Origin of the sequence: Streptococcus mitis (assembly GCF_902159415.1) — a bacterium.
GTDB classification, from domain to species: domain Bacteria; phylum Bacillota; class Bacilli; order Lactobacillales; family Streptococcaceae; genus Streptococcus; species Streptococcus mitis_BG.
The window spans coordinates 346748-372111 of sequence record NZ_CABGJU010000001.1; the positions used below are offsets into that span (position 1 = coordinate 346748).

The 25364-nt window shown below is 38.2% G+C and carries 23 protein-coding genes and 1 riboswitch; of the genes, 22 read left to right on the top strand and 1 reads right to left on the bottom strand.

Annotated features, from left to right (window positions below):
• Positions 1–84: 84 nt before the first annotated feature.
• From FN031_RS01775 to FN031_RS01840, 14 genes are all read left to right on the top strand, one after another.
• Positions 85–717: a copper homeostasis protein CutC gene (locus tag FN031_RS01775; protein WP_142557081.1), complete on the top strand. Its 633-nt coding sequence runs from the start codon at positions 85–87 to the stop codon at positions 715–717.
• Between the two features lie 44 nt (positions 718–761).
• On the top strand, positions 762–1421 hold the full coding sequence (locus FN031_RS01780) for an MmcQ/YjbR family DNA-binding protein (RefSeq protein WP_142557083.1): 660 nt from the start codon (positions 762–764) through the stop codon (positions 1419–1421).
• A gap of 33 nt (positions 1422–1454) precedes the next feature.
• Positions 1455–1727: a DUF1294 domain-containing protein gene (locus FN031_RS01785; RefSeq protein ID WP_142557085.1), complete on the top strand. Its 273-nt coding sequence runs from the start codon at positions 1455–1457 to the stop codon at positions 1725–1727.
• 161 nt (positions 1728–1888) lie between these two features.
• The gene (guaC, locus tag FN031_RS01790; RefSeq protein ID WP_142557087.1) at positions 1889–2872 is read left to right on the top strand and encodes a GMP reductase; all 984 of its coding nucleotides are present in this window, start codon (positions 1889–1891) and stop codon (positions 2870–2872) included.
• A riboswitch (purine riboswitch) is annotated at positions 2865–2961 on the top strand. Its footprint overlaps the gene before it by 8 nt.
• Before the next feature lie 77 nt (positions 2962–3038).
• Positions 3039–3620, top strand: a complete 582-nt coding sequence (locus tag FN031_RS01795; RefSeq protein ID WP_142557089.1) for a xanthine phosphoribosyltransferase — start codon at positions 3039–3041, stop codon at positions 3618–3620.
• A complete protein-coding gene (locus tag FN031_RS01800; RefSeq protein ID WP_142557091.1) occupies positions 3620–4879 on the top strand; it encodes a nucleobase:cation symporter-2 family protein in 1260 nt (419 codons plus the stop codon). The genes FN031_RS01795 and FN031_RS01800 overlap by 1 nt, the downstream gene beginning before the upstream one ends.
• 93 nt (positions 4880–4972) lie before the next feature.
• On the top strand, positions 4973–6931 hold the full coding sequence (gene ligA, locus FN031_RS01805; RefSeq protein WP_142557094.1) for an NAD-dependent DNA ligase LigA: 1959 nt from the start codon (positions 4973–4975) through the stop codon (positions 6929–6931).
• A gap of 106 nt (positions 6932–7037) precedes the next feature.
• Positions 7038–9320 carry a type I pullulanase gene (gene pulA, locus FN031_RS01810; protein ID WP_142557096.1) on the top strand — a complete coding sequence of 761 codons (2283 nt, stop codon included), beginning with the start codon at positions 7038–7040 and terminating at the stop codon, positions 9318–9320.
• A 403-nt stretch (positions 9321–9723) separates the two neighbouring features.
• Positions 9724–11652 carry a 1,4-alpha-glucan branching protein GlgB gene (gene glgB, locus FN031_RS01815; protein WP_142557098.1) on the top strand — a complete coding sequence of 643 codons (1929 nt, stop codon included), beginning with the start codon at positions 9724–9726 and terminating at the stop codon, positions 11650–11652.
• The gene (locus tag FN031_RS01820) at positions 11642–12784 is read left to right on the top strand and encodes a glucose-1-phosphate adenylyltransferase (RefSeq protein WP_142557100.1); all 1143 of its coding nucleotides are present in this window, start codon (positions 11642–11644) and stop codon (positions 12782–12784) included. The genes glgB and FN031_RS01820 overlap by 11 nt, the downstream gene beginning before the upstream one ends.
• Entirely contained in the window at positions 12774–13913 is a 1140-nt protein-coding gene (glgD, locus tag FN031_RS01825; RefSeq protein WP_142557102.1) for a glucose-1-phosphate adenylyltransferase subunit GlgD, read from the top strand. Before FN031_RS01820 ends, glgD begins: the two co-directional genes overlap by 11 nt.
• Entirely contained in the window at positions 13910–15343 is a 1434-nt protein-coding gene (gene glgA / locus FN031_RS01830) for a glycogen synthase GlgA (protein WP_142557104.1), read from the top strand. Before glgD ends, glgA begins: the two co-directional genes overlap by 4 nt.
• Before the next feature lie 64 nt (positions 15344–15407).
• Positions 15408–16049: a phosphoserine phosphatase SerB gene (gene serB / locus FN031_RS01835; RefSeq protein WP_142557106.1), complete on the top strand. Its 642-nt coding sequence runs from the start codon at positions 15408–15410 to the stop codon at positions 16047–16049.
• A gap of 16 nt (positions 16050–16065) precedes the next feature.
• The gene (locus tag FN031_RS01840) at positions 16066–17175 is read left to right on the top strand and encodes a glycerate kinase (protein WP_142557108.1); all 1110 of its coding nucleotides are present in this window, start codon (positions 16066–16068) and stop codon (positions 17173–17175) included.
• Between the two features lies 1 nt (position 17176).
• Here FN031_RS01840 and FN031_RS01845 read toward each other — a convergent pair whose 3' ends face one another.
• Positions 17177–17620 carry a DUF1694 domain-containing protein gene (locus tag FN031_RS01845; RefSeq protein WP_142557110.1) on the bottom strand — a complete coding sequence of 148 codons (444 nt, stop codon included), beginning with the start codon at positions 17618–17620 and terminating at the stop codon, positions 17177–17179.
• Between the two features lie 163 nt (positions 17621–17783).
• On the opposite strand from FN031_RS01845, the gene eno reads away from it, so the two are divergent.
• From eno to FN031_RS01885, 8 genes are all read left to right on the top strand, one after another.
• The gene (gene eno / locus FN031_RS01850) at positions 17784–19088 is read left to right on the top strand and encodes a surface-displayed alpha-enolase (RefSeq protein WP_004253512.1); all 1305 of its coding nucleotides are present in this window, start codon (positions 17784–17786) and stop codon (positions 19086–19088) included.
• A 174-nt stretch (positions 19089–19262) separates the two neighbouring features.
• Positions 19263–20603 (top strand): exodeoxyribonuclease VII large subunit, encoded by a 1341-nt coding sequence (gene xseA / locus FN031_RS01855; protein WP_142557112.1) that lies wholly within the window; start codon positions 19263–19265, stop codon positions 20601–20603.
• Entirely contained in the window at positions 20581–20793 is a 213-nt protein-coding gene (locus FN031_RS01860) for an exodeoxyribonuclease VII small subunit (protein ID WP_075567625.1), read from the top strand. The genes xseA and FN031_RS01860 overlap by 23 nt, the downstream gene beginning before the upstream one ends.
• Positions 20790–21665 (top strand): polyprenyl synthetase family protein, encoded by an 876-nt coding sequence (locus tag FN031_RS01865; RefSeq protein WP_142557114.1) that lies wholly within the window; start codon positions 20790–20792, stop codon positions 21663–21665. Before FN031_RS01860 ends, FN031_RS01865 begins: the two co-directional genes overlap by 4 nt.
• Entirely contained in the window at positions 21658–22473 is an 816-nt protein-coding gene (locus FN031_RS01870; protein WP_142557116.1) for a TlyA family RNA methyltransferase, read from the top strand. The genes FN031_RS01865 and FN031_RS01870 overlap by 8 nt, the downstream gene beginning before the upstream one ends.
• Positions 22466–22897: an arginine repressor gene (locus FN031_RS01875; RefSeq protein WP_075567622.1), complete on the top strand. Its 432-nt coding sequence runs from the start codon at positions 22466–22468 to the stop codon at positions 22895–22897. The genes FN031_RS01870 and FN031_RS01875 overlap by 8 nt, the downstream gene beginning before the upstream one ends.
• A gap of 6 nt (positions 22898–22903) precedes the next feature.
• Positions 22904–24571 carry a DNA repair protein RecN gene (gene recN / locus FN031_RS01880; protein ID WP_142557118.1) on the top strand — a complete coding sequence of 556 codons (1668 nt, stop codon included), beginning with the start codon at positions 22904–22906 and terminating at the stop codon, positions 24569–24571.
• A complete protein-coding gene (locus FN031_RS01885) occupies positions 24572–25300 on the top strand; it encodes a metallophosphoesterase family protein (protein WP_142557120.1) in 729 nt (242 codons plus the stop codon).
• The last annotated feature ends 64 nt before the right edge of the window (positions 25301–25364 follow it).

Sequence of the window (25364 nt, forward strand, 5' to 3'; positions counted from 1 at the left end):
GTAATCATTTCCCTTGATAAAAAGCAGGGGTTACTCAGATTAATATGATATAATAAATTCAAAGAAATCTTCAAGGAGAATCAAATGATTTACGAATTTTGTGCTGAAAATTTTACTTTAATTGAAAAAGCTATGGAAGCCGGAGCTCGTCGCATTGAACTCTGTGACAATTTAGCGGTAGGTGGAACAACCCCAAGTTATGGAGTGACCAAGGCTGCAGTAGAACTTGCAGCTAACTATGAAACTACCATTATGACCATGATTCGTCCACGAGGTGGTGACTTTGTCTACACCAACCAAGAAGTAGCTATCATGCTTGATGATATTCGTTTGACAGCTCAAGCAGGAAGTCAGGGGGTTGTATTTGGGGCATTAACAGCTGACAACAAGTTAGATAAGTTTAATCTTGAAAAACTAATTGCTGCATCAAATGGAATGGAAATTGTCTTCCATATGGCTTTTGATGAATTGAGCGACCAAGATCAGTTGGAAGCTATTGACTGGTTAAGTCAAGCAGGTGTGCAACGTATTCTCACTCGGGCCGGAGTGTCTGGTGATTCATTAGAGAAACGTTTTAGTCGTTATCAGAGATTACTAGACTATGCTACAGGTAAAATTGAAATTTTACCTGGTGGCGGGATTGATATGGATAATCGCCAAGAATTTATCGACCGACTAGGTGTCAATCAACTTCATGGAACCAAGGTCGTCTTTTAATGATATAGAAAGGAACTGCTAACTTAAACTAGCAGTTTTCACTTATGTTAGATATATTTAAAGCTTATGAATTTAATAAGAAGAAGGCTATCTCTTTTGGTTTCATTGAGGAAAATGGTATCTTCAAATATAGCAGTCTAATACTAGAAGATGACTTTCAAATGATTGTATCCATAGTGGATAAAGAAATAATCTTTCAAGTTTATGATCAGGAAACGGGTGATTTATATCCTCAAGTCCACATGGAAAGTATGAGAGGCTCTTTTGTTGGAGCAGTAAGAGAAGCTTGTCTAGAAGTTTTATACCAGATTCGTAAGTCATGTTTTGATGTCCAAGATTTTATTTGTCCTCAGACTGAGAGAGTCATGGCAATAGTTCAAGAAAAATATGGTAACCAATTAGAATATCTATGGGAAAAATCTCCTGATACGGCTGTTCTCCGTCATGAATCTAATCAAAAGTGGTATGCAGTTTTAATGAAAATACCTTGGGATAGGCTAGTTAAGGGGAGAGAAGGACTAGTGGAAGCAGTCAACCTCAAACATGATCACGTAGCTGACTTGCTTTCACAAAAGGGAATTTACCCAGCTTTTCATATGAACAAACGTTACTGGATTAGTCTTGCTCTTGATGATACATTAACTGACGAAAAGGTTCTTGAATTATTTGAGATAAGCTGGGACTTGACCAGAAAAAAGAAATAGGATAAAAAAACTGACAAGGAGACTTATACGTAGATGATTGATTTAAAACAAGTTGCTAGCATGCTACTCTTGCTATGGAATTTTTTTATCTTTATTCTATATGGAATTGATAAATATAAATCCAAACGCGGCCATTGGAGAATTCCAGAGAAGTATTTACTCTTAGGAGCTTTTATATTTGGTGGCTTTGGAGCCTGGTTTGGAGGACTCATTTTCCATCATAAAACTCGAAAATGGTATTTTAATATGGTATGGATTTTGGGGATGGCAGCAACAGTATTGCTGATGTATTTTCTTTTCAAATAGTAAAAAAGCAGATACAAACCGACTAAAACCGAACATTATCTTTAAAAATACATTATTATTGACAAAAATAGGAATATATTGTAGACTATTCAGAGTGATTGTCTGGAAAAGACAAGGATATCCCTGACGATAGGGGATCCAAAACTAGAAATGAGAGAAATATGTTGAACGAATTTCCGATTTTTGATTATGAAGATATTCAGTTAATCCCCAACAAATGTGTCCTTAACAGTAGGGCAGAAGCTAATACACATGTAACCTTTGGGAATCACACTTTTAAGTTACCAGTAGTTCCGTCTAACATGCAGACCATCTTGGATGAAGATGTTGCAGAACAACTTGCTAAGGGTGGTTACTTCTATATTATGCATCGATTTGATGAAGCTGGGAGAATCCCTTTTATTAAGCGTATGCATGCCCAAGGTCTAATTGCTTCAATCTCAGTTGGTGTTAAGGATTATGAGTATGACTTTGTTAGTCAGTTAAAAGATGATGCTCCAGAGTACATCACGATTGATATAGCACATGGTCACGCTGATAGTGTAATCTCAATGATTCAGCACATCAAGAAAGAATTGCCAGATACCTTTGTCATCGCTGGAAACGTTGGTACTCCCGAGGCAGTTCGTGAACTTGAAAATGCTGGTGCAGATGCTACCAAGGTCGGAATCGGTCCAGGTAAAGTATGTATCACTAAGGTTAAAACTGGTTTTGGTACTGGTGGTTGGCAGCTAGCGGCTCTTCGCTGGTGTGCCAAAGCTGCGCGTAAGCCGATTATTGCTGATGGTGGGATTCGTACACATGGAGACATCGCCAAGTCAATCCGCTTTGGTGCAAGTATGGTTATGATTGGTTCACTATTTGCAGGTCATATTGAAAGTCCTGGTAAGACGGTAGAAGTCGATGGTAAACAATTCAAAGAATACTTTGGATCAGCTTCAGAATACCAAAAAGGTGCCTATAAGAATGTCGAAGGTAAGAAAATTCTTCTTCCTGCCAAAGGGCACTTACAAGATACCCTAACTGAGATGGAACAAGATTTGCAAAGTTCGATTTCTTATGCAGGAGGCCGTAAAGTTGCAGATCTTCGACATGTAGATTATGTGATTGTGAAGAACTCTATCTGGAATGGGGATGCTCACTAAATTATAGATTACTTATTTATGTCGCGAATTGGCGTGGCGTTTCTACAAGGTACCGTAAATACCTAACAATGAGTAAGTCACAAAAGAGATAAAGACAGGGGATTGCTGTCTCTATTTCAGCTTGGAGACTTACTTTGTAAGTCTCTTTTTTATTTCGGAGGTTATTGTGAAATTACTAGAGGAACGTATTTTAAAAGATGGGAATATTCTAGGTGAGAATATTCTTAAGGTGGATTCATTCTTGACTCACCAAGTGGATTTTTCTTTGATGCGCGAGATTGGTCGCACCTTTGCAGAATATTTTAAAAATGCAGGTATTACCAAAGTCGTAACCATTGAAGCATCTGGAATTGCTCCAGCTCTATATGTTGCAGAACAATTAGATGTACCTATGATTTTTGCTAAGAAGGCAAAAAATATCACTATGAATGAGGGAATTTTAACTGCTGAGGTTTATTCTTTCACTAAACAAGTTACTAGTACTGTATCCATTTCAGGGAAGTTCCTATCTACTGGGGATCGTGTTTTGATTATTGATGATTTCTTGGCTAATGGTCAAGCAGCTAAAGGTTTGATTCAGATTATCGAACAAGCTGGTGCTACAGTCGAGGCTGTCGGAATTGTGATTGAAAAATCTTTCCAAGATGGTCGTGAACTGATAGAAAAATCAGGTCATCAGGTAGTATCACTTGCTCGCTTAGAGCGTTTTGAAAATGGAGAAGTTATCTTTAAGGAGGCAGATATCTAATGAAGCAGAGAGAAAGTCATTCGCAGGCAGCCGTTCTTGGCTTGCAACACTTACTAGCCATGTACTCAGGATCAATCCTGGTACCAATCATGATTGCTGGAGCCCTAGGTTATTCAGCACAACAGTTGACCTATCTTATTTCCACAGATATCTTTATGTGTGGGGTTGCGACTCTTTTACAATTACAACTAAATAAGTATTTTGGTGTTGGTTTACCGGTCGTCCTAGGTGTAGCCTTCCAGTCAGTTGCACCACTCATCATGATTGGACAAAGTCACGGAAGCGGTGCTATGTTTGGTGCCTTGATTGCTTCTGGTATTTATGTCGTTCTTGTAGCAGGTGTATTTTCTAAGATTGCTAATCTGTTCCCTTCAATCGTAACGGGTTCTGTCATTACAACAATCGGATTGACCTTGATTCCAGTAGCTATTGGGAATATGGGAAATAACGTCGAAAAACCAACGGGACAAAGTTTGGCATTAGCAACAATCACCATTCTCATCATTCTTTTGGTCAATATCTTTACAAAAGGATTTATTAAGTCAATTTCTATTTTGATTGGTTTGATTGCAGGTACTATCATCGCTGCGACTATGGGCTTGGTTGATTTCTCTCCAGTAGCAGAAGCTCCACTTGTTCATATCCCAACTCCATTCTACTTTGGTGCTCCACAATTTGAGATTTCTTCTATTGTAATGATGTGTATTATCGCTACTGTATCAATGGTAGAATCAACTGGTGTATATCTTGCCCTTTCTGATATTACTAAAGATCCAATCGATAGCACTCGTCTCCGTAATGGTTATCGTGCTGAAGGTCTTGCTGTTTTACTTGGTGGACTTTTCAATACCTTCCCTTATACAGGATTTTCACAAAACGTAGGTTTGGTAAAACTTTCAGGTATTCGTACCCGTTTACCAATCTACTACGCTGGTGGTTTCCTCATCTTACTTGGTCTCTTGCCAAAATTTGGTGCCTTAGCTCAGATTATCCCAAGTCCTGTTTTGGGTGGAGCCATGCTCGTCATGTTCGGTTTCGTTTCACTTCAAGGGATGCAAATCTTGTCTCGTGTGGATTTCGAACATAATGAACATAACTTCCTCATTGCAGCAATTTCTATAGCTGCAGGGGTGGGACTAAACGGAACGAATCTCTTTAATAGCTTACCAACAGAATTACAGATGTTCTTCTCAAATGGTATCGTCATTGCAAGTACAGTGGCCATCATTTTGAACGCTATTTTGAATCGTAAAAAATAAAACTAAATGAGAAGTGATAGAAATATCCTTCTCATTTTCTTTTTTAGAACTTCTGTATTGTTTCTATAGTCCTTTTTATGGTAAAATGGTTCTATGAATGAAAGAATGAAAGAGCTCGTTGAGTTGCTCAATCGCTATGCGACAGAGTATTATACAAGTGATAACCCATCTGTATCTGATAGTGAGTATGATCGTCTTTATCGTGAACTGGTAGAGTTAGAAAAAGCTCATCCAGAGCAAGTCATGCCAGATAGTCCAACTCACCGTGTTGGCGGTAAGATTCTAGATGGATTTGAAAAATATAGTCATCAGTATCCTCTCTATAGTTTGCAGGATGCTTTTTCACGTGAAGAACTCGATGCCTTTGATGCGCGTGTTCGTAAAGAATTGGATGATGTTACTTATATCTGTGAGTTAAAAATTGATGGTTTATCGATTTCCTTGACTTATGAGCAAGGAATTTTTGTTGCTGGGGCGACTCGTGGTGATGGTTCAGTCGGTGAGAATATCACAGAAAATCTCAAACGTGTCAAGGACATTCCTTTATCCTTACCAGAGAAATTAGATATCACTGTTCGTGGTGAATGTTATATGCCAAGAGCTTCTTTCAATCAAGTCAATCTTGCTCGTCAAGAAAACGGTGAGCCAGAGTTTGCTAATCCACGAAATGCTGCAGCAGGAACCCTTCGCCAGTTAGATACTGGAGTAGTAGCCAAGCGTAATCTTGCAACTTTCCTCTATCAGGAAGCAAGTCCTTCAACTAGAGACAGCCAAGAGAAGGTTTTAAATCATCTGGAACAGTTGGGCTTTGTTGTCAATCCAAGAAGACTATTAGCGCATAGCATGGATGAGGTTTGGCGGTTCATCCAAGAAGTAGGTCAAGAAAGAGATCAATTGCCTTATGATATTGACGGTGTTGTTATTAAGGTTAATGATTTAGCTGGTCAAGAGCAGCTTGGTTTTACCGTAAAAGCGCCTAAATGGGCAGTCGCTTATAAGTTCCCTGCAGAAGAAAAAGAAGCAAAATTGCTTTCTGTTGACTGGACAGTAGGAAGAACTGGTGTTGTAACTCCGACTGCTAATCTGACACCAGTACAACTTGCAGGAACAACAGTTAGTCGTGCGACACTTCATAATGTCGACTATATTGCTGAAAAGGATATCCGCAAGGATGATACAGTCATTGTCTACAAGGCAGGCGATATTATTCCAGCTGTTTTACGAGTGGTTGAGTCTAAGCGAGTGTCTGAGGAGAAACTAGATATTCCAACAAACTGTCCAAGTTGTGAGAGCAAGCTGTTACACTTTGAAGATGAGGTGGCTCTTCGTTGTATAAACCCACGTTGTCCAGCTCAAATCAAGGAAGGTCTAATTCACTTCGCATCTCGTGATGCCATGAATATCTCTGGCCTTGGTCCATCAATCGTCGAGAAACTTTTTGCTACCGATTTGGTTAAAGATGTTGCAGATATATATCGTTTGACAGTTGAAGATTTTCTCTTGTTAGACGGTATCAAGGAGAAATCAGCTCAAAAACTTTATCAGGCTATTCAAGCTTCTAAAGAAAATTCTGCTGAAAAACTTTTGTTTGGTTTAGGGATTCGTCATGTTGGTAGCAAGGCAAGTCAGTTACTCTTACAACATTTCCATTCAATCGAGTCACTTGCTCAAGCAAATCCTGATGAAGTTGCAGGTATTGAAAGTCTGGGAAGTGTTATTGCTCAAAGTCTCCAATCTTATTTTGATACTGAGGGTGCAAAAATTCTTTTAAGTGAATTGAAAGAATTAGGTGTTAATCTAGACTATAAAGGACAGGTCGTTGCAGCAGATGCTGCCTTATCAGGTCTAACTGTCGTATTGACAGGAAAACTTGAACGTCTTACTCGCTCAGAAGCCAAAAGTAAGCTCGAAAATCTTGGTGCCAAGGTAACGGGTAGCGTATCGAAGAAGACCGATCTTGTGGTAGCAGGAGTAGATGCAGGTAGCAAACTCCAAAAAGCACAAGAACTTGGAATTGAGATTCGAGATGAAGCATGGTTGGAGAGTTTGTAAACAATACACACTACTTACTTAGATGAGCAGTTTAGATTTCTGTGTTCAACGAGCAAAAAAGATACTATTTTTAGAAAAATTTAACAATTAGAAATTAGGGAGAACTATGTACAATTATCCTGTACTTATTCATTATCATCGTAAGGATGAAGTATATCAGAGTTGCAACTTTAGTAAAAGGCCAGCTGATTCAGTAGAATTTGTTAAAGAGCAAGAATACTTTGGAGAGAAGTTTTCATTTACCCAATCAAGTGAAACACCTCTTGAACAAATGGTGTTTACAGTTGATAAAGATGGAGTAAGCAAAGAATATCCTATCCGATTCAATCATTATCCACTCTTAACAGAAGTTTGGATTTTAGATGGAGATGACACCGTTTATTATTCTGAAAATCCAGCCATTGCAAGTCCACACTATAAAGATCAAAATCCATTTGCTTTTGATAAAGCGATTAACAGTGCTAGTTTTGATCACCACTGGGGTTACCAAGGAGAGTTGGGATGCCAGGTTTCCGAAGAAGAAACAAGCTTTAAACTTTGGTCGCCAACAGCAACAACTGTACAAGTTGTAGTTTATGAATCAGCAAGTAATGATGCGGCTATCATAAAGACTTATGAAATGCAACGTGGAAACAGTTATTCATATAGTCACAAGGATAATACAATTGGAGTTTGGAATTTGACAGTTCCTGAAAGTCTTGCTGGTCGTGCCTATCAATATCAGATTAATTTTCCACATCATCAATCATTGACACGTGATCCATATACTATTGCTACCAGTCCAGATGGCAAACGTTCAGCGATTCTTTCAGAAAAAGAACGTCAGGTTGAAGATTTTGAAGTCAAGAATGGAACGGAAGCAACTTGGCGATTGGAAAATCCTTGTCAAGCTGTAGTATACGAAATGCACATTCGTGACTTGACCAAGTCTGAAACTTCTGGTGTTGCTCCAGAATTAAGAGGAACATTCTTGGGTGCTGCCCAGACTGGAACAGTCAATAAGTATGGTCAGTCTACTGCATTTGACTACATCAAGGAACTTGGTGTTAACTATGTTCAACTACAGCCGATTGCTGACCGTCATAAAGAGTATGATGCAGATGGAAATGTGACCTACAACTGGGGTTATGATCCACAAAACTATAATGCTCCAGAAACTAGTATGTCAACGAATCCTAATGATCCGGGACAGGTTATTCGTGATTTAAAAACAATGGTTCAGGCTTATCATGATGCTGGTATCGGTGTCATCATGGATGTTGTTTATAATCATACTTTCTCTGTAGTCGATGCACCATTTCAAACAACGGTACCAGATTATTATTATCGAATGAATCGTGATGGGACCTATCAAAATGGTACCGGTGTAGGCAATGAAACTGCTAGTGAACACGAAATGTTCCGTAAATATATGATTGATTCGCTCCTTTATTGGGTCAAAGAATTTAATATTGATGGTTTCCGCTTTGACTTGATGGGAATACATGATATTAAAACCATGCAGATGATCCGTTGGGCTATGGATGAAGTCGATCCTAAAATCATCCTTTATGGAGAAGGGTGGGATATGGGAACTGGTCTTGCTCCTTATGATAAGGCTAAGAAAGACAATGCCTATCAATTACCTAATATTGGCTTCTTCAATGATGATCAACGTAATGCGGTTAAGGGTGCTGAAGTTTATGGAGATATTAAATCAGGATTTGTAAGTGGAGCTGGTACTGAGCCAATCGTAGCTAAGTCAATTCTAGGAAGTCGAGAACTTGGATCATACCTTAGTCCTAACCAAGTCTTGAACTATGTGGAAGCTCACGATAACTATAATTTACATGACTTGCTAGCAACTCTTCATCCAATGGAGAGTGAAGAACGAATCATGAAAAAAGTGGAAACTGCAACAGCTATGAACCTTCTCATGCAAGGAATGGCTTTTATGGAACTTGGACAGGAGTTTGGCCGTACCAAACTTGTAGCAACTGGAGAAAATGGTGAATTGACTCATGACGATCGCGAGAGAGCTATGAACAGTTACAATGCTCCTGATAGCGTCAACCAAGTTAACTGGGATCTAATCAATGAGCGTCAAGAAAGTATAGACTTTATCCGCCAAATTATCCGCCTTAAAACACAGACTAGCGCCTTTTCTTATCCTACATACGAGGAAGTATACCGTCACGTCTTTGTGCATACCGCCATTCAGAATAGTGGTTGGATTGTTTATGAGATTCAGGGAACTAAAGAACATTTCTTGGTTGTATTTAATGTCAAAGGTGCATCTTTCTATTATGAAAATGCTGGAAATCTAGAAATGTTGGTTACAAATAGTCGTTCAAATCAAGAAAATGCTATTGATGATGTCAGTGTAGCTGTTATGAAAGTTTTATCATAACGTAAAATCAAACTCAAGATTGTATCTTGAGTTTTTTTGTTAATAAAATTAAAAAAATTGTTTAAAATCATGAAAATTACTAAAAATATTTGAAAATTTAAGTAAAATTGTTAAAATAGTCTTTAAGAGACATTTTACATATAAAATTCATAAATTTATACAAAATGTTCAGTTTTAAACTTAAGAAAGAAAGGATGTTCTTTATAAATACCAAGAAATTTACTCATATTGACAAAGAGACTTTCTTAAAAATCATCAGTTTATGAAAATTTAAGAAAGTCTAAGATAATTGTTTGAAGATTTTCAAAAAAAATTTTAGGATAATCAGGAAATTGCTTGAAACTTATTTTAAAAGGTAGTATAATAGACATACAGAAAACGCTTACAATAAAAGGGGGATTCAATGGATAAATTTGAAGCTTTAAGAACATTTACAACTGGCGAGAACTTCCACCTTCAGCACCTATTAGGAGCGCATCGTGAAGAGCAGGATGGAGAGCAGGGTTATACTTTCCGTGTCTGGGCTCCAAATGCGCAAGCTGTCCATTTAGTTGGTGATTTTACAAACTGGACAGAAAATCAAATTCCCATGGTTCGAAATGATTATGGAGTTTGGGAAGTTTTTACTCCCCTAGCGCATGAGGGACAAATTTATAAATATAATGTTACTCGTGCAAACGGTCATCAAATTATGAAAATTGATCCTATGGCAGTAAGATTTGAAGCTCGCCCTGAGACAGGAGCAATTATAACGGAGATTCCTGAAAAGAAATGGAAGGATGGTCTTTGGTTAGCTCGTAGAAAACGCTGGGGCTTCTTTGATAGACCTGTTAATATTTACGAAGCTCATGCAGGTTCTTGGAAGAGAAATCCTGACGGAACACCATATAGTTTTGCTCAACTGAAAGAGGAACTTATTCCTTACCTAGTGGAGATGAATTATACACACATTGAGTTTATGCCTTTGATGGCTCACCCGCTTGGTTTAAGTTGGGGATATCAACTCATGGGTTATTTCGCCTTGGAGCATTCTTACGGTAGACCAGAAGAGTTTCAAGACTTTGTTGAGGAGTGTCATTTAAACAATATTGGAGTTATTGTTGACTGGGTGCCAGGTCACTTTACAATCAATGATGATGCCTTGGCATATTATGATGGAACGCCGACATTCGAATATCAGGACCATAATAAGGCCAATAACTACGGATGGGGTGCACTCAACTTTGACTTAGGAAAAAACGAAGTGCAATCCTTCTTGATTTCTAGTATAAAGTTCTGGATTGAATTCTTCCACTTAGATGGAATTCGAGTTGATGCAGTAAGTAACATTCTATATCTTGATTATGACAATGCACCATGGACACCAAATAAAGATGGCGGTAATCTCAACTATGAAGGCTATTATTTCCTTCAACGATTGAATGATATTATTAAGCTAGCTCATCCAGATGTCATGATGATTGCAGAAGAGAGCTCATCTGCTACTAAGATTACTGGTATGAAGGAAATGGGAGGTTTAGGTTTCGATTATAAATGGAATATGGGATGGATGAATGATATCTTACGTTTCTACGAAGAAGACCCTATTTACCGCAAGTATGACTTCAATCTTGTAACATTTAGTTTTATGTATGTATTCAAAGAAAATTACCTATTACCATTCTCCCACGATGAAGTGGTACATGGTAAGAAGAGTATGATGCATAAGATGTGGGGGGATCGTTACAATCAGTTCGCTGGTTTGAGAAATCTCTACACCTATCAAATTTGTCACCCTGGTAAGAAATTGCTCTTCATGGGTAGCGAGTTTGGACAATTCTTAGAATGGAAATCTGAAGAGCAATTGGAATGGTCTAACTTAGAAGATCCAATGAATGCTAAGATGAAATACTTCACTTCTCAACTGAATCAATTCTACAAAGACCATCGCTGTCTATGGGAAGTCGATTTGAGCTATGATGGAATTGAAATCATTGATGCAGATAATAGAGACCAAAGCGTTCTTTCCTTTATTCGTAAAGGTAAGAAAGACGAAATGTTAGTCTGTGTCTTCAATATGGCACCAGTTGAACGTCATGAATTCACAATTGGGCTTCCTGTTGCAGGTATCTATGAAGAAATTTGGAATACTGAGTTGGAGCAATGGGGTGGTGTTTGGAAAGAGCATAACCAAACAGTTCAAACTCAAGAAGGATTGTGGAAGGATTATGAACAGACATTGACCTTTACTCTACCAGCAATGGGAGCAAGTATTTGGAAACTCAAACGTCGCATAAAACCTACTAAAAAAGTCACTAATAACACTCAAAAAGGAGTAGAAAATGAAGAATGAAATGCTAGCTTTAATCCTTGCTGGTGGGCAAGGAACTCGTCTCGGTAAACTCACTCAAAGCATTGCAAAACCTGCTGTACAATTTGGTGGGCGCTATCGTATCATTGACTTCGCTCTTTCTAACTGTGCCAACTCTGGTATCCACAACGTTGGTGTCATTACACAGTACCAACCTCTAGCTCTTAACAACCATATCGGAAATGGCTCTAGCTGGGGTCTAGATGGTATTGATTCTGGTGTTTCTATTCTTCAACCATACTCAGCTAGTGAAGGAAATCGCTGGTTTGAAGGAACAAGTCACGCTATCTACCAAAACATTGACTACATTGACAGTATCAATCCTGAATATGTATTGATTCTTTCAGGTGACCACATCTATAAGATGGACTATGATGATATGCTTCAGTGTCACAAGGACAATAGTGCCAGTTTGACTGTTGCTGTATTAGATGTACCACTAAAAGAAGCTAGCCGTTTTGGTATCATGAATACAGATACCAATAATCGTATTGTTGAGTTTGAAGAAAAACCTGCCCAACCTAAATCGACAAAAGCTTCAATGGGTATTTATATCTTTGACTGGAAACGACTTCGCAATATGTTAGTTGCCGCTGAAAAGAACAATGTAGATATGTCAGACTTTGGTAAGAATGTTATTCCTAACTACCTAGAGTCTGGAGAAAGTGTCTATGCCTATGAATTCAGTGGATACTGGAAAGATGTTGGTACTATTGAATCTCTTTGGGAAGCAAATATGGAATATATCTCTCCAGAAAATGATCTAGATAGCCGAAATCGTCAATGGAAAATCTATTCACGTAACCTTATCTCGCCACCAAACTTCTTTGGAGAACATGCGCATGTAGAAGATTCGCTCGTAGTGGATGGATGTTTGGTTGATGGAACAGTAAAACATTCGATTATTTCAACAGGAGCACAAGTTCGTGAAGGTGCAGAAGTCGTTGACTCTGTTATCATGAGTGGAGCCGTTGTAGGTAAAGGTACTAAGATTAGACGTGCTATTATTGGCGAAGGTGCAGTTATTGCCGAAGGTGTTGTGATTGATGGAACTGAGGAAGTTCAAGTTGTCGGATATAACGAAGTAGTGGGGGTAGCAACAGATGAAGATTGATAAATATTCAGCGATTTTAGGTAACACAGTTGGATTTCACGATATGTCAACATTGACAAACAATCGTCCTGTAGCAAGTTTGCCATTTGGCGGTAAATATCGCTTGATTGACTTCCCTCTTTCAAGTCTTGCAAATGCTGGTGTCCGTAGTATCTTTGGTATCTTCCAACAAGATAATATTTCTTCTGTATTTGACCATATCCGTTCTGGACGTGAGTGGGGCTTGTCTACACTCCTCAGCCACTACTACCTTGGTATCTACAACACTCGTGTAGAAAGTAGCACTGTTGGTAAAGAATATTATCAACAACTTCTTACATATTTGAAACGTTCTGGATCAAACCAAACAGTTTCAATTAACTGTGATGTATTGATTAATATTGATCTTAATCAAGTATTCCATTTACACAACACAACAAAATCTCCGATTACAGTAGTTTATAAAAAACTACCTAAGAAAGATATATCGGGAGTTAATGCTATCTTGGAAGTCGATGAAACTGACCACGTTTTGTCACATCACTTGTTTGATGAAAATTCAAACCAAGACTTATACAATATGTCTACAGACATTTTTGTAGTTGATACTCCGTGGTTGATTGAACGTCTTGAAGAAGAAGCTAAGAAAGAAAATCCGGAGAAATTACGCTATGTTCTCCGTGATTTAGCAGAGGAATCAGGTGCTTTTGCTTACGAATATACTGGATATCTGGCTAATATTCATTCTGTAGAATCTTATTATCAAGCGAATAAAGATATGCTCGATTTGCATAAGTTCTACTCATTGTTCACTCCGAACCAAAAGATTTATACTAAGGTTAAAAATGAAGAACCAACTTACTATGCATCAAGCTCTAAAGTAGCTAAGTCTCAGTTTGCTTCTGGTAGTATTATCGAAGGTGAAGTAGTCAACTCTGTATTATCTCGTAATGTCCGCGTACATGAAGACAGCTTAGTCAAAGATAGTCTCCTCTTTACACGTGCGGTCATTGGTAAGGGAGCTCAGGTAGAGTATGCTATCTTAGATAAGGGTGTTGAGGTTGCTGAAGGTGTTGTTATTCGAGGCACTGCAGAACATCCTGTAGTTGTTAAGAAGGGCGAAAAAGTAACAGAGGATATTCTTTCATGAAAATTTTATTCGTAGCAGCAGAGGGCGCTCCCTTTTCAAAAACAGGTGGACTGGGAGATGTCATTGGAGCTCTACCCAAGTCATTAGTTAAGGCAGGACATGAAGTTGCTGTTTTCCTGCCTTACTATGATATGGTAGAAGCTAAATTTGGTGATCAAATTGAAGATGTTCTTCAATTTGAGGTATATGTTGGTTGGCGTAGACAATTTTGTGGAATTAAGAAAACAGTTTTAAATGGAGTCACCTTCTACTTTATAGATAATCAATACTATTTCTTTAGAGGCCATGTATACGGTGACTTTGATGATGGGGAACGCTTTGCTTTCTTCCAACTTGCAACTCTTGAAGCGATGGAGAGAGTCGGTTTTATCCCTGATGTTCTCCATGTGCATGACTATCATACAGCTATGATACCTTTCCTTCTGAAAGAAAAATACAGATGGATTCAAGCCTATCAAGGAATTAAGACTGTCTTGACTATTCATAACCTTGAGTTCCAAGGTCAATTCTCAGAAAGTATGTTGTGGGATTTATTCCGAGTTGGTTTCGAGCGTTATGCTGATGGTACAGTACGTTGGAATGACTGCCTCAACTGGATGAAAGCAGGTATTCTATATGCTGATAGAGTAACGACTGTTTCTCCAAGTTATGCTTATGAGATTATGACTACTGAGTTTGGTTGTGGTATCGATCAAATTCTTCGAATGGAGTCTGGAAAATTATCTGGTATTGTAAACGGAATCGATACTGATTTGTATAATCCTCAAACGGATCCGCTATTAGATTACCATTTTGATCAATCAGATTTGACTGGAAAAGCTAAAAACAAGGCTAAATTGCAAGAAAAAGTGGGTCTGCCTGTTAGAGATGATGTACCTTTGATTGGTATCGTCTCACGTTTAACTCGTCAAAAAGGCTTTGATTTAGTAGTTGAGAGTTTGCATCGCATGCTACAGGAAGATATTCAGATTGTTCTTTTGGGAACTGGTGATCCAGGTTTTGAACAAGCCTTCTCTTGGTTTGGTCAAGTATTCCCTGATAAACTTTCTGCAAATATTACTTTTGATGTAAAACTCGCACAAGAAATCTACGCTGCTTGTGATCTTTTCCTTATGCCAAGTCGTTTTGAACCATGTGGTCTTTCTCAAATGATGGCCATGAGATATGGGACACTTCCTTTGGTCCACGAAGTAGGTGGTCTGAGAGATACAGTTCAAGCCTATAATCCAGTTGATGGTAGTGGTACAGGATTCAGCTTTGATAATTTGACCCCATTTTGGCTTAACTGGGCTCTACAAACAGCCTTGGATGTTTATCAAAATCATCCAGCGACCTGGAAGAAACTACAGTTACAAGCTATGGAGCGTGATTTTTCTTGGGATACAGCTTGTCAATCCTATTTGCACTTGTACCAAAGCTTGGTAAATTAAAGCAACAAAAATCGTATGAAACTTTCATACGATTTTTTGGGATGATATTTAGTTAGGAAAAGTAATGTCAAAAGTAAGAGGTCTTTGCGTGCTTGACGTCGATGGCACACTAATAGAAGAAGAAGTTATCGATATCCTAGGCCGAAAAGCAAACTGTGAGCAAGAAGTCTCACAATTAACTAGTCGAGCAATGAGTGGACAAATAGATTTTGAATCAAGCTTGAAAAGGCGTGTTTCTTTATTGAAGGGTATGTCAGTCGAAGTATTTGATCAAATTTATAAAGAGCTTCATCTAAGCAAAAATGCTCATGAGTTTATCTCAATTCTTCAAGAACATAGAATTGCTGTTGGCATCATATCAGGTGGTTTTGTACCTATCGTTGAAAAGTTAGCAAATAGTTTAGGGATTCATTTGTTTGCTGCAAATCAGTTAGAAATAAATAATGGAAGACTAACTGGTCGACTTATTGGTCAGGTCATTACTCGAGAAGTCAAGGAAGAAATTTTTCTTCAATGGGCTAGTCAATTAGATATATCTTTGGATAGAACAATTGCCGTAGGTGATGGAGCGAACGATTTAAAGATGCTTAAGAAAGCTGGAATCGGAGTTGCTTTTTGTGCTAAAGATATTCTAAAAAAAGAAATGAAACTACATATTGACGAAAGAGACTTAGTAAAAGTATTGGACTTGATTGATTTCCTTTAAAGAGAAGGAGAAGTGTATGAAAATTGTAGTTGCGCCAGATTCTTTTAAAGAGACTCTTTCGGCAGGTGAAGTGGCAAAAGCTATTAAGCGAGGTCTGGAAAGAGCCTTGCATAAAGTGGACTGTTTATGTTTACCAGTAGGCGATGGAGGAGAAGGTACTATAGAAGCCATCAAAAACTCTTTAGGACTATTAGAAAAAAGTGCTCGAGTAACTGGTCCTTTTGGTGATGAGGTACAAATGCCCTATGTCCAAAAGGGGAAACTTGCACTTTTTGAGGTTGCAGATCTTGTAGGGCTTGCTAAGATACCTCATGAAAAGAGAAATCCTTTAGATATTTTTACAAAAGGGATAGGAGAGTTAATCAGGCATTTGGTAAATCAGGGCATTAAGGAAATTTATATCGGTGTTGGTGGAACTGCCAGTAACGATGGAGGAATTGGAATTGCATCGGGTCTTGGTTATCAATTCTATGACCAAAGTGGAAAAGAGCTTTTAGCTACTGGTCAAGCACTGTTCGAAATAGCTGAACTGTCAAATCAAGAGGCTGTTTCCTTACCTTCAGATGTACAGATAAAAATATTGGCGGATGTCACCAATCCTCTCTGTGGTGCAGATGGTGCAACCTATGTATTTGGAAAGCAAAAGGGATTAAATCCTGAAAAATTCAAAGTAGTTGATAGGGCTGTTAAGGAATTTTATAGTAATTTCTCACCTGAAACTTTAAAACTAGCAGGTGGAGGAGCAGGTGGTGGCATTGCAGCTGGATTGTGTGCATTTGCTGGAGCAGAAATCGTATCTGGAATTCAGACTTGTTTGGATTTGATACATTTTGATGAAAAGGTTGAAAATGCTGACCTAGTAATTGTTGGTGAAGGTAGGTTAGACTCTCAAAGCCTGGCCGGTAAGGCTCCAATTGGTGTAGCAAAAAGAACACCAAAAGGTGTTCCAGTTATTGCAATATGTGGTAGCTTGTCAGAGGATTTACCTCAATTACCATTTGAAAATCTAGTTGCAGCTTTCTCAATTTTAGAAAAGAGCGAACCATTGGAAGATAGCTTTACAAATACTACCCGCTATTTAGAAAACACAGCATTTAATATCGGTCAACTTTTATCAATACAGTAGTTTAACCAAACCATTTTTTCCAAAGAGAAGTTGGAGCCTTTGTCTCTTTCTCTTGCCATAAGTCAGAAAAGGCCTTTTTAAGGTCTTTTTCTTGGATTTGGACAGGACTATCACTGTGTATGACCATACCGAAAGGAGAAGAGTTATGATCTTCTGAAACAATTGTCGCTTGGCAATTAGCATCCTTTGCTTGTTTTAAATAGAAAACCTGCTTCTCAAAAATAACTTGAGGTGAAATTTTGACAAATAGAGGCTCCGTATTTTCTTTTAAACAATTTAAGATAGTTGGAAAGTTGTTTTTGAATTTGTCATCATTTGTTGTCTCAATATCTGCAAAACCTAGTACTCTTTCCTCAAATGTACCGAGAAAGCGTCTTTGTTCATCAGGATTTAATTTTAGGCCACCATTAGCTTTTTCTAGAATTTGTTTTGATAAATCAGTCATAAAAATAGTATAACATAAAAAGCAGAAGAAAGAAAAAAGAAGAAAGCGATTACTTTATAAAGTTAAGGAAAAATTGCACAAAGATAACGTTTTTCCTTGAAAAAGGAGTTTAATTAAGGTATCATAGAGGTGTAAAATAAATAAACTCAAAGGAGAGTAAAAAATGTCAATTATTACTGATGTTTACGCTCGCGAAGTCCTAGACTCACGCGGTAACCCAACACTTGAAGTAGAAGTTTATACTGAATCAGGTGCTTTCGGACGTGGTATGGTTCCATCTGGAGCTTCTACTGGTGAACACGAAGCAGTTGAACTTCGCGACGGTGACAAATCTCGTTACGGTGGTCTTGGTACACAAAAAGCTGTTGACAACGTAAACAACATCATTGCTGAAGCAATTATCGGCTACGATGTACGTGATCAACAAGCTATCGACCGTGCTATGATCGCTCTTGACGGTACTCCTAACAAAGGTAAATTGGGTGCAAACGCAATCCTTGGTGTGTCTATCGCTGTAGCTCGCGCTGCTGCTGACTACCTTGAAATCCCACTTTACAGCTACCTTGGTGGATTCAATACTAAAGTTCTTCCAACTCCAATGATGAACATCATCAACGGTGGATCTCACTCAGATGCTCCAATCGCTTTCCAAGAATTCATGATCGTACCTGCTGGTGCACCTACATTCAAAGAAGCTCTTCGTTGGGGTGCTGAAATCTTCCACGCACTTAAGAAAATCCTTAAATCACGTGGTTTGGAAACTGCCGTAGGTGACGAAGGTGGATTCGCTCCTCGTTTCGACGGAACTGAAGATGGTGTAGAAACAATCCTTGCTGCTATCGAAGCTGCTGGTTATGTTCCAGGTAAAGATGTATTTATCGGATTTGACTGTGCATCATCAGAATTCTACGATAAAGAACGTAAAGTATACGACTACACTAAATTCGAAGGTGAAGGAGCTGCTGTCCGCACTGCTGCTGAACAAATCGACTACCTTGAAGAATTGGTAAACAAATACCCAATCATCACTATCGAAGATGGTATGGACGAAAACGACTGGGACGGTTGGAAAGCTCTTACTGAACGTCTTGGTGGTAAAGTTCAATTGGTTGGTGACGACTTCTTCGTAACAAACACTTCTTACCTTGAAAAAGGTATCGAAGAAGGTGCTGCTAACTCAATCCTTATCAAAGTTAACCAAATTGGTACTCTTACTGAAACATTCGACGCTATCGAAATGGCTAAAGAAGCTGGATACACTGCCGTTGTATCACACCGTTCAGGTGAAACTGAAGATTCAACAATCGCTGATATCGCAGTTGCAACAAACGCAGGTCAAATCAAGACTGGTTCACTTTCACGTACTGACCGTATCGCTAAATACAACCAATTGCTTCGCATCGAAGATCAACTTGGTGAAGTAGCTGAATACCGTGGATTGAAATCATTCTACAACTTGAAAAAATAATCTAGTTCAGTGAACTAATTAAAGCCCTTGGATTTTTCCAGGGGCTTTTGTATATTATAAGACAAGGTCAAAGAAATTCAGTCTAGTTTTCGTATTCTAGAGGTGAAAAAGGAGATTTTTAAGCGTTTTTTTGGTATAATAATACCCAGGAAAAAAGAGAAAAAGGAGGTTGAGATGGACAAGTATTTATCGGTTGCTACATTGACCAAGTATTTGAAAATGAAATTCGATAAAGACCCATACTTAGAACGGGTCTATTTAACTGGTCAGGTTTCGAACTTTCGCAAGCGTCCAACTCATCAGTATTTTTCTCTCAAGGATGACCGCGCTGTTATACAAGCAACTATTTGGGCAGGTATTTATCAAAAATTAGGTTTTGAATTGGAAGAAGGTATGAAGATCAATGTGATTGGTCGTGTCCAAATCTATGAACCAAGTGGAAGCTATTCAATTATCATTGAAAAGGCAGAACCAGATGGTGTTGGAGCACTTGCTATTCAGTTCGAACAATTAAAAAAGAAATTATCGGAAGAAGGTATTTTTCAAGATCGCTTTAAACAAGCAATCCCTCAGTTTGCAAAAAAAATCGGAGTGGTGACTAGTCGTAGTGGAGCTGTTATCCAGGATATCATTACAACCGTAAGCAGACGCTTTCCTGGTGTGGAAATTGTCTTATATCCTACAAAAGTTCAAGGTGAAGGGGCAGCAGAGGAGATTGCTCGTAACATTGTGAGAGCAAATGAACGAGAGGATTTAGATGTTCTTATTATCGGTCGTGGCGGTGGATCAATTGAGGATCTTTGGGCTTTTAATGAAGAGATTGTGGTTCGCTCTATTTTTGAATCACGGCTACCCATCATTTCAAGTGTGGGGCACGAAACAGATGTAACCTTGGCTGATTTTGTAGCAGATAGGAGAGCGGCTACACCGACAGCTGCAGCAGAGTTAGCTACACCTGTGACTAAGTTAGATCTACTGACCTACCTTAAAAATCAAGAGAAACGAATGGCTACTGCTGTACAAAATACTTTATCAAAGAAAAAAGAAGCCTTGAGAGGGCTTATTCAATCAGTCATCTTCAGGCAACCAGAGCGTTTATATGATGGATATCTGCAACGTTTGGATCAGTTAATGCTTCGACTGAAGCAGGGATTGAATGGTGAGTTAGTTAGAAATCAACAGAAGGTTCAAGCTCAAATTCACCGTTTGGAGCAATTATCACCAATTGTCAAGCTTCAGCGTTACCAAGACCGTATTCAACAATTACAAAAATTAATGCGTAGTCAGATGGCTGTGACATATGATGCTAAAGTTGCTGAGGTGAAACGCTTGTCAGAAGCGCTAGTGATGTTAGATACTAGCCGAATCGTGGCAAGAGGTTATGCCATTGTAAAAAAAGAAGGTGCTGTGGTATCTTCAGCAAAAGATTTGAAAGTAAATGACCAAGTTATGCTGATAATGCGAGATGGTCAAGTAGATTTAGAGGTTAAAGATGTCAAAACAAAAGAAATTTGAGGAAAATTTAGCAGAACTTGAAACGATTGTTCAGAGTTTAGAAAATGGTGAAATTGCACTAGAAGATGCCATTGCTGCTTTTCAAAAAGGGATGATATTATCAAAAGAATTGCAAGCGACGCTTGATAAAGCTGAAAAGACCTTGGTTAAAGTCATGCAAGAAGATGGAACAGAAAGCGAACTTCTATGAACAAGCAAGAAAAATTAGCTATGGTCGAGTCAGCTCTTGAAGAGTTTTATGGTGACCAGCAATTTGCATTAAGCTTAAGAGAAGCAGTTCTTTATTCCATACATGCTGGAGGTAAAAGGATTCGGCCCTATCTGCTTTTAGAAGTTTTAGATGCCTTAAAGGTTCCTATTACATTAGCTCATGCCCAGGTTGCAGCAGCGCTTGAGATGATTCACACAGGAAGCCTAATCCATGATGATCTTCCCGCTATGGATGATGATGATTATCGCCGTGGGCGTTTAACTAACCATAAAAAGTTTGGTGAAGCCTTAGCTATTTTAGCCGGCGATGCTCTCTTTTTGGATCCTTATGCCTTAATAGCGCAAGCTGATTTATCCAGTCAGGCTAAGGTAGATTTGATATCTTCCTTGTCTCTTGCTTCTGGTAGTATGGGAATGGTAGCCGGTCAAGTGTTGGATATGGAAGGTGAAGGCAAACACTTAAACTTAGAAGAACTCCAGACCATCCACGCTAACAAAACTGGTAAACTCATAGCCTTTCCTTTTCAAGCCGCTGGAATTATCTCAGGATTAGATGCAAGGCTACAAGAAGACCTCAAATACATTGGCGAGTTGATTGGGCTTGCTTTCCAAGTCAGAGATGATGTCTTAGATGTAACTGCTAGTTTTGAAGAAATCGGTAAGACCCCGCAGAAAGATTTGCAAGCTGAGAAGTCGACCTATCCTGCTTTGCTAGGTTTAGATGAGGCGATTGTATTTTGCAATCATACTTTGGATCAGGCTAACGCAAAGTTAGAAGAAATCAGTCGATTAGTCAACTTTGATAAAGAACCAATTGTAAAAATAGTAGAAAGTTTGAGAATCAATGCCTAAGGAAAGAGTAGATGTACTTGCCTACAAACAAGGTTTATTTGAAACAAGAGAACAGGCTAAGCGTGGCGTAATGGCTGGATTAGTAGTAGCTGTTCTTAATGGAGAACGATTTGATAAACCTGGAGAAAAAATTCCTGATGATACTGAATTAAAGCTTAAGGGTGAAAAGCTTAAGTATGTCAGTCGAGGTGGTTTGAAGCTAGAAAAGGCATTGGAATACTTTGCTATATCAGTTGATGGAAAAATAACGATTGACATTGGAGCATCTACAGGTGGCTTTACCGATGTCATGTTGCAAAATGGTGCTAAGCTTGTCTATGCTGTGGATGTTGGTACTAACCAACTTGCTTGGAAATTACGTCAAGATGAGCGTGTCGTTAGTATGGAGCAGTTTAATTTCCGTTATGCTGAAAAGACTGATTTTGAACAAGAGCCATCTTTTGCAAGCATTGATGTCAGTTTTATATCTCTGGGTCTTATCTTTCCTGCTCTTCATAGAGTTTTGGCAAATCAAGGACAAGTCGTTGCATTGATTAAACCACAGTTTGAAGCTGGACGTGAACAGATTGGTAAGAATGGAATTATTAGAGATGCCAAGATTCACCAATATGTCATAGAATCAGTTACGGAAATGGCTGTTCAAGAAGGATTTTCTGTTCTAGGATTGAGCTACTCTCCGATACAAGGTGGCCATGGGAATATAGAATTTTTAGCTTATTTACAAAAAGAAGACCAAGCAATCAATCAGGTCTCTTCGCAAATAAATCAAGTAGTAGAAGAAGCACATAGAGAATTTAAAGATGAATAAAAAAATTAGACTAGAAAAAATCAGAAAATTTGTTACTGATTATCAAATTGGGACTCAAGAAGAAATTGTAGAGTATTTAAAAGAGGCGGGAATTTCTGCAACCCAAGCAACTGTTTCAAGAGATATTAAAGAACTTGGAATCGTAAAAATTCCTTTGAAGAATAATACCTATATCTATGAACTCCCAAAATCAGTTGTCAAAAGTCTGCAATTAGCTGAGAATAATATTGTTCATTCTGAGCGTTTGGGACAGATGATTAATCTTCAAATCGTTCCAGGGAATACTCTTTTTGTTAAAAGTCAGTTATTAGAAGTATTTTCAGAAAAACTCTTTAGTTGTATAGCTGATGATAATTCGATTCTTATGGTATTAAGAACTGAAGAAGAAGCCAAGGAAGTTTTTGAACAAGTTAAAAATTGGTAGGTTTATATGTTACTGGAAATTTCGATAAAAAATTTCGCCATTATTGAAGCTATCTCCCTAAATTTTGAAAAGGGGATGACCGTTTTGACTGGTGAAACAGGTGCCGGAAAATCAATTATTATTGATGCTATGAATATGATGTTAGGAGCAAGAGCAACGACTGATGTTATTCGTCATGGCGCTCCAAAGGCAGAAATTGAAGGTCTTTTCTCTGTAGAGAATAGTCGGGTTTTACAAGAACTTTTTGATGAACAAGGACTAGAGCTTGGTGATGACATTATTATTCGACGCGAAATATTGCGCAATGGTCGTAGTATTAGTCGAGTTAATGGTCAACTAGTCAATCTTTCTGTTCTAAAACTTATCGGTCAGCACCTAGTCGATATTCACGGTCAACACGATCAAGAAGAACTTATGCGTCCTCAAAGACATATTCAAATGTTGGATGAATTTGGAGATGCTGCTTTTTTTGAATTAAAAGAAGCATATCAAGAGAGCTTTGATCATTATCGTCGGATGCGTAAGCAAGTTCTTGATATCAAGAAAAACCAAGAGGAACACAAAGCCCGAATTGAAATGTTAGAGTTTCAGATATCTGAGATTGAAGCAGCAAATCTAAAAACTGGTGAAGACATAGCTCTAAACAAAGAAAGAGATAAACTTCTCAATCATAAAAATATAGCGGATACATTAACAAATGCCTATAGTATGCTTGATAACGAAGAGTTTTCTAGCTTAGCTAATGTTCGTTCTGCAATGAATGATATGGAAAGTTTAGAAGAGTATGATCCAGAATATCGAGAGATTTCAACATCTCTATCAGAATCTTATTATGTTTTAGAGGACATCACCAAAAGACTAGAGAATATTATAGATGATCTAGATTTCGATGGGAATCATTTGTTACAGATAGAAAGTCGCTTGGATTTAATTCACACTATTACACGAAAGTATGGAGATAGTGTGGACGAAGTCTTAGATTACTTTTCTAAGATTACGGATGAGTATAATCTCTTAACTGGAAATAATCTTTCATCAGAAGATATGGAACTTGAACTTAAGAAACTTGAAAAGCAATTAGTAGATTTAGCTAATCAAGTATCTCTTGCTCGACATGATTTAGCAAAAAATTTAGAAGCTGATATCAAGAAAGAATTGCAGGATCTCTATATGGAGAAAGCTCAGTTCCAAGTCCACTTTACTAAAGGAAAATTTAGTCGTGAAGGAAACGAAACGGTTGAATTCTTTATTTCTACCAACCCTGGAGAAGATTTTAAACCTCTAGTAAAAGTTGCCTCTGGTGGTGAGTTATCGCGGTTAATGTTAGCTATTAAGTCAGCTTTTTCTCGTAAGGAAGGTAAGACAAGCATTGTATTTGATGAAGTAGATACAGGGGTTTCAGGTCGTGTAGCGCAAGCAATTGCCCAAAAGATTCATAAGATTGGTCAGCATGGGCAAGTATTAGCAATATCCCACCTACCACAAGTGATTGCTATTGCAGATTACCAGTTCTTTATTGAAAAGATTAGTGATGAGCATTCTACTATATCAATCGTACGTCTCTTAACTATCGAAGAGCGCGTGCAAGAAGTGGCTAAGATGTTAGCAGGTGATGATGTAACAGAGGCTGCTCTAACACAAGCAAAAGAATTGTTGAAACATAAGGAGAAATAAATGACAGATTACTATGTAATCGGAGATGTTCATGGAAAAGCTGGAATGTTGGAAGACCTCCTCAAAACATGGGATGGTCAAACACAGTTACTATTTCTTGGAGATTTAATAGATAGAGGTGAGGATAGTCGTCGTGTTTTAGAGATGGTCAAGGACTTGGTAGATAATCAAAATGCGATTTGCATTTCCGGTAACCATGAATACATGTTTTTAACTTGGCTTGACAATCCTGAGGAAAGCTATGACCATTATCGTAGAAATGGTGGAGATACGACGATTAATTCTATACTAGGACGTCCTTTGGATGCTCCGGTAGATCCGATAGAAGATGCCAAACGTGTAGAAACTGAAGCAGCAGACTTGGTTGCTTTTATCCGACAAATGCCATTCGTGATCGAAACAGACCACTATATCTTCGTTCATGCGGGAATTGATTTGACACTAGATGATTGGCATGAGACTACAGACTATAAGAAAGTCTGGCTAAGAAAACCATTCCATGAAGCTGAAAATCATACAGGAAAAACAATCGTATTTGGGCATACTCCTGTATACGGTTTGTTAAATCAAAAACCTGGCACATCTGAACTTTGGATTACTGATGATGGTAAAATTGGAATGGATGGAGGAGCTGTTTATGGCGGTGTCCTTCATGGAATCGTTTTTACAGAACAAGGAATGACAGAACGTTATTTCATTGAAAATGATGGATTCATTGCGGAAGATTAATACTCTCCACAGGGTATTATGGTCTTGTCAAAAATAAAAAAACAATTTATAATTAATAGATACC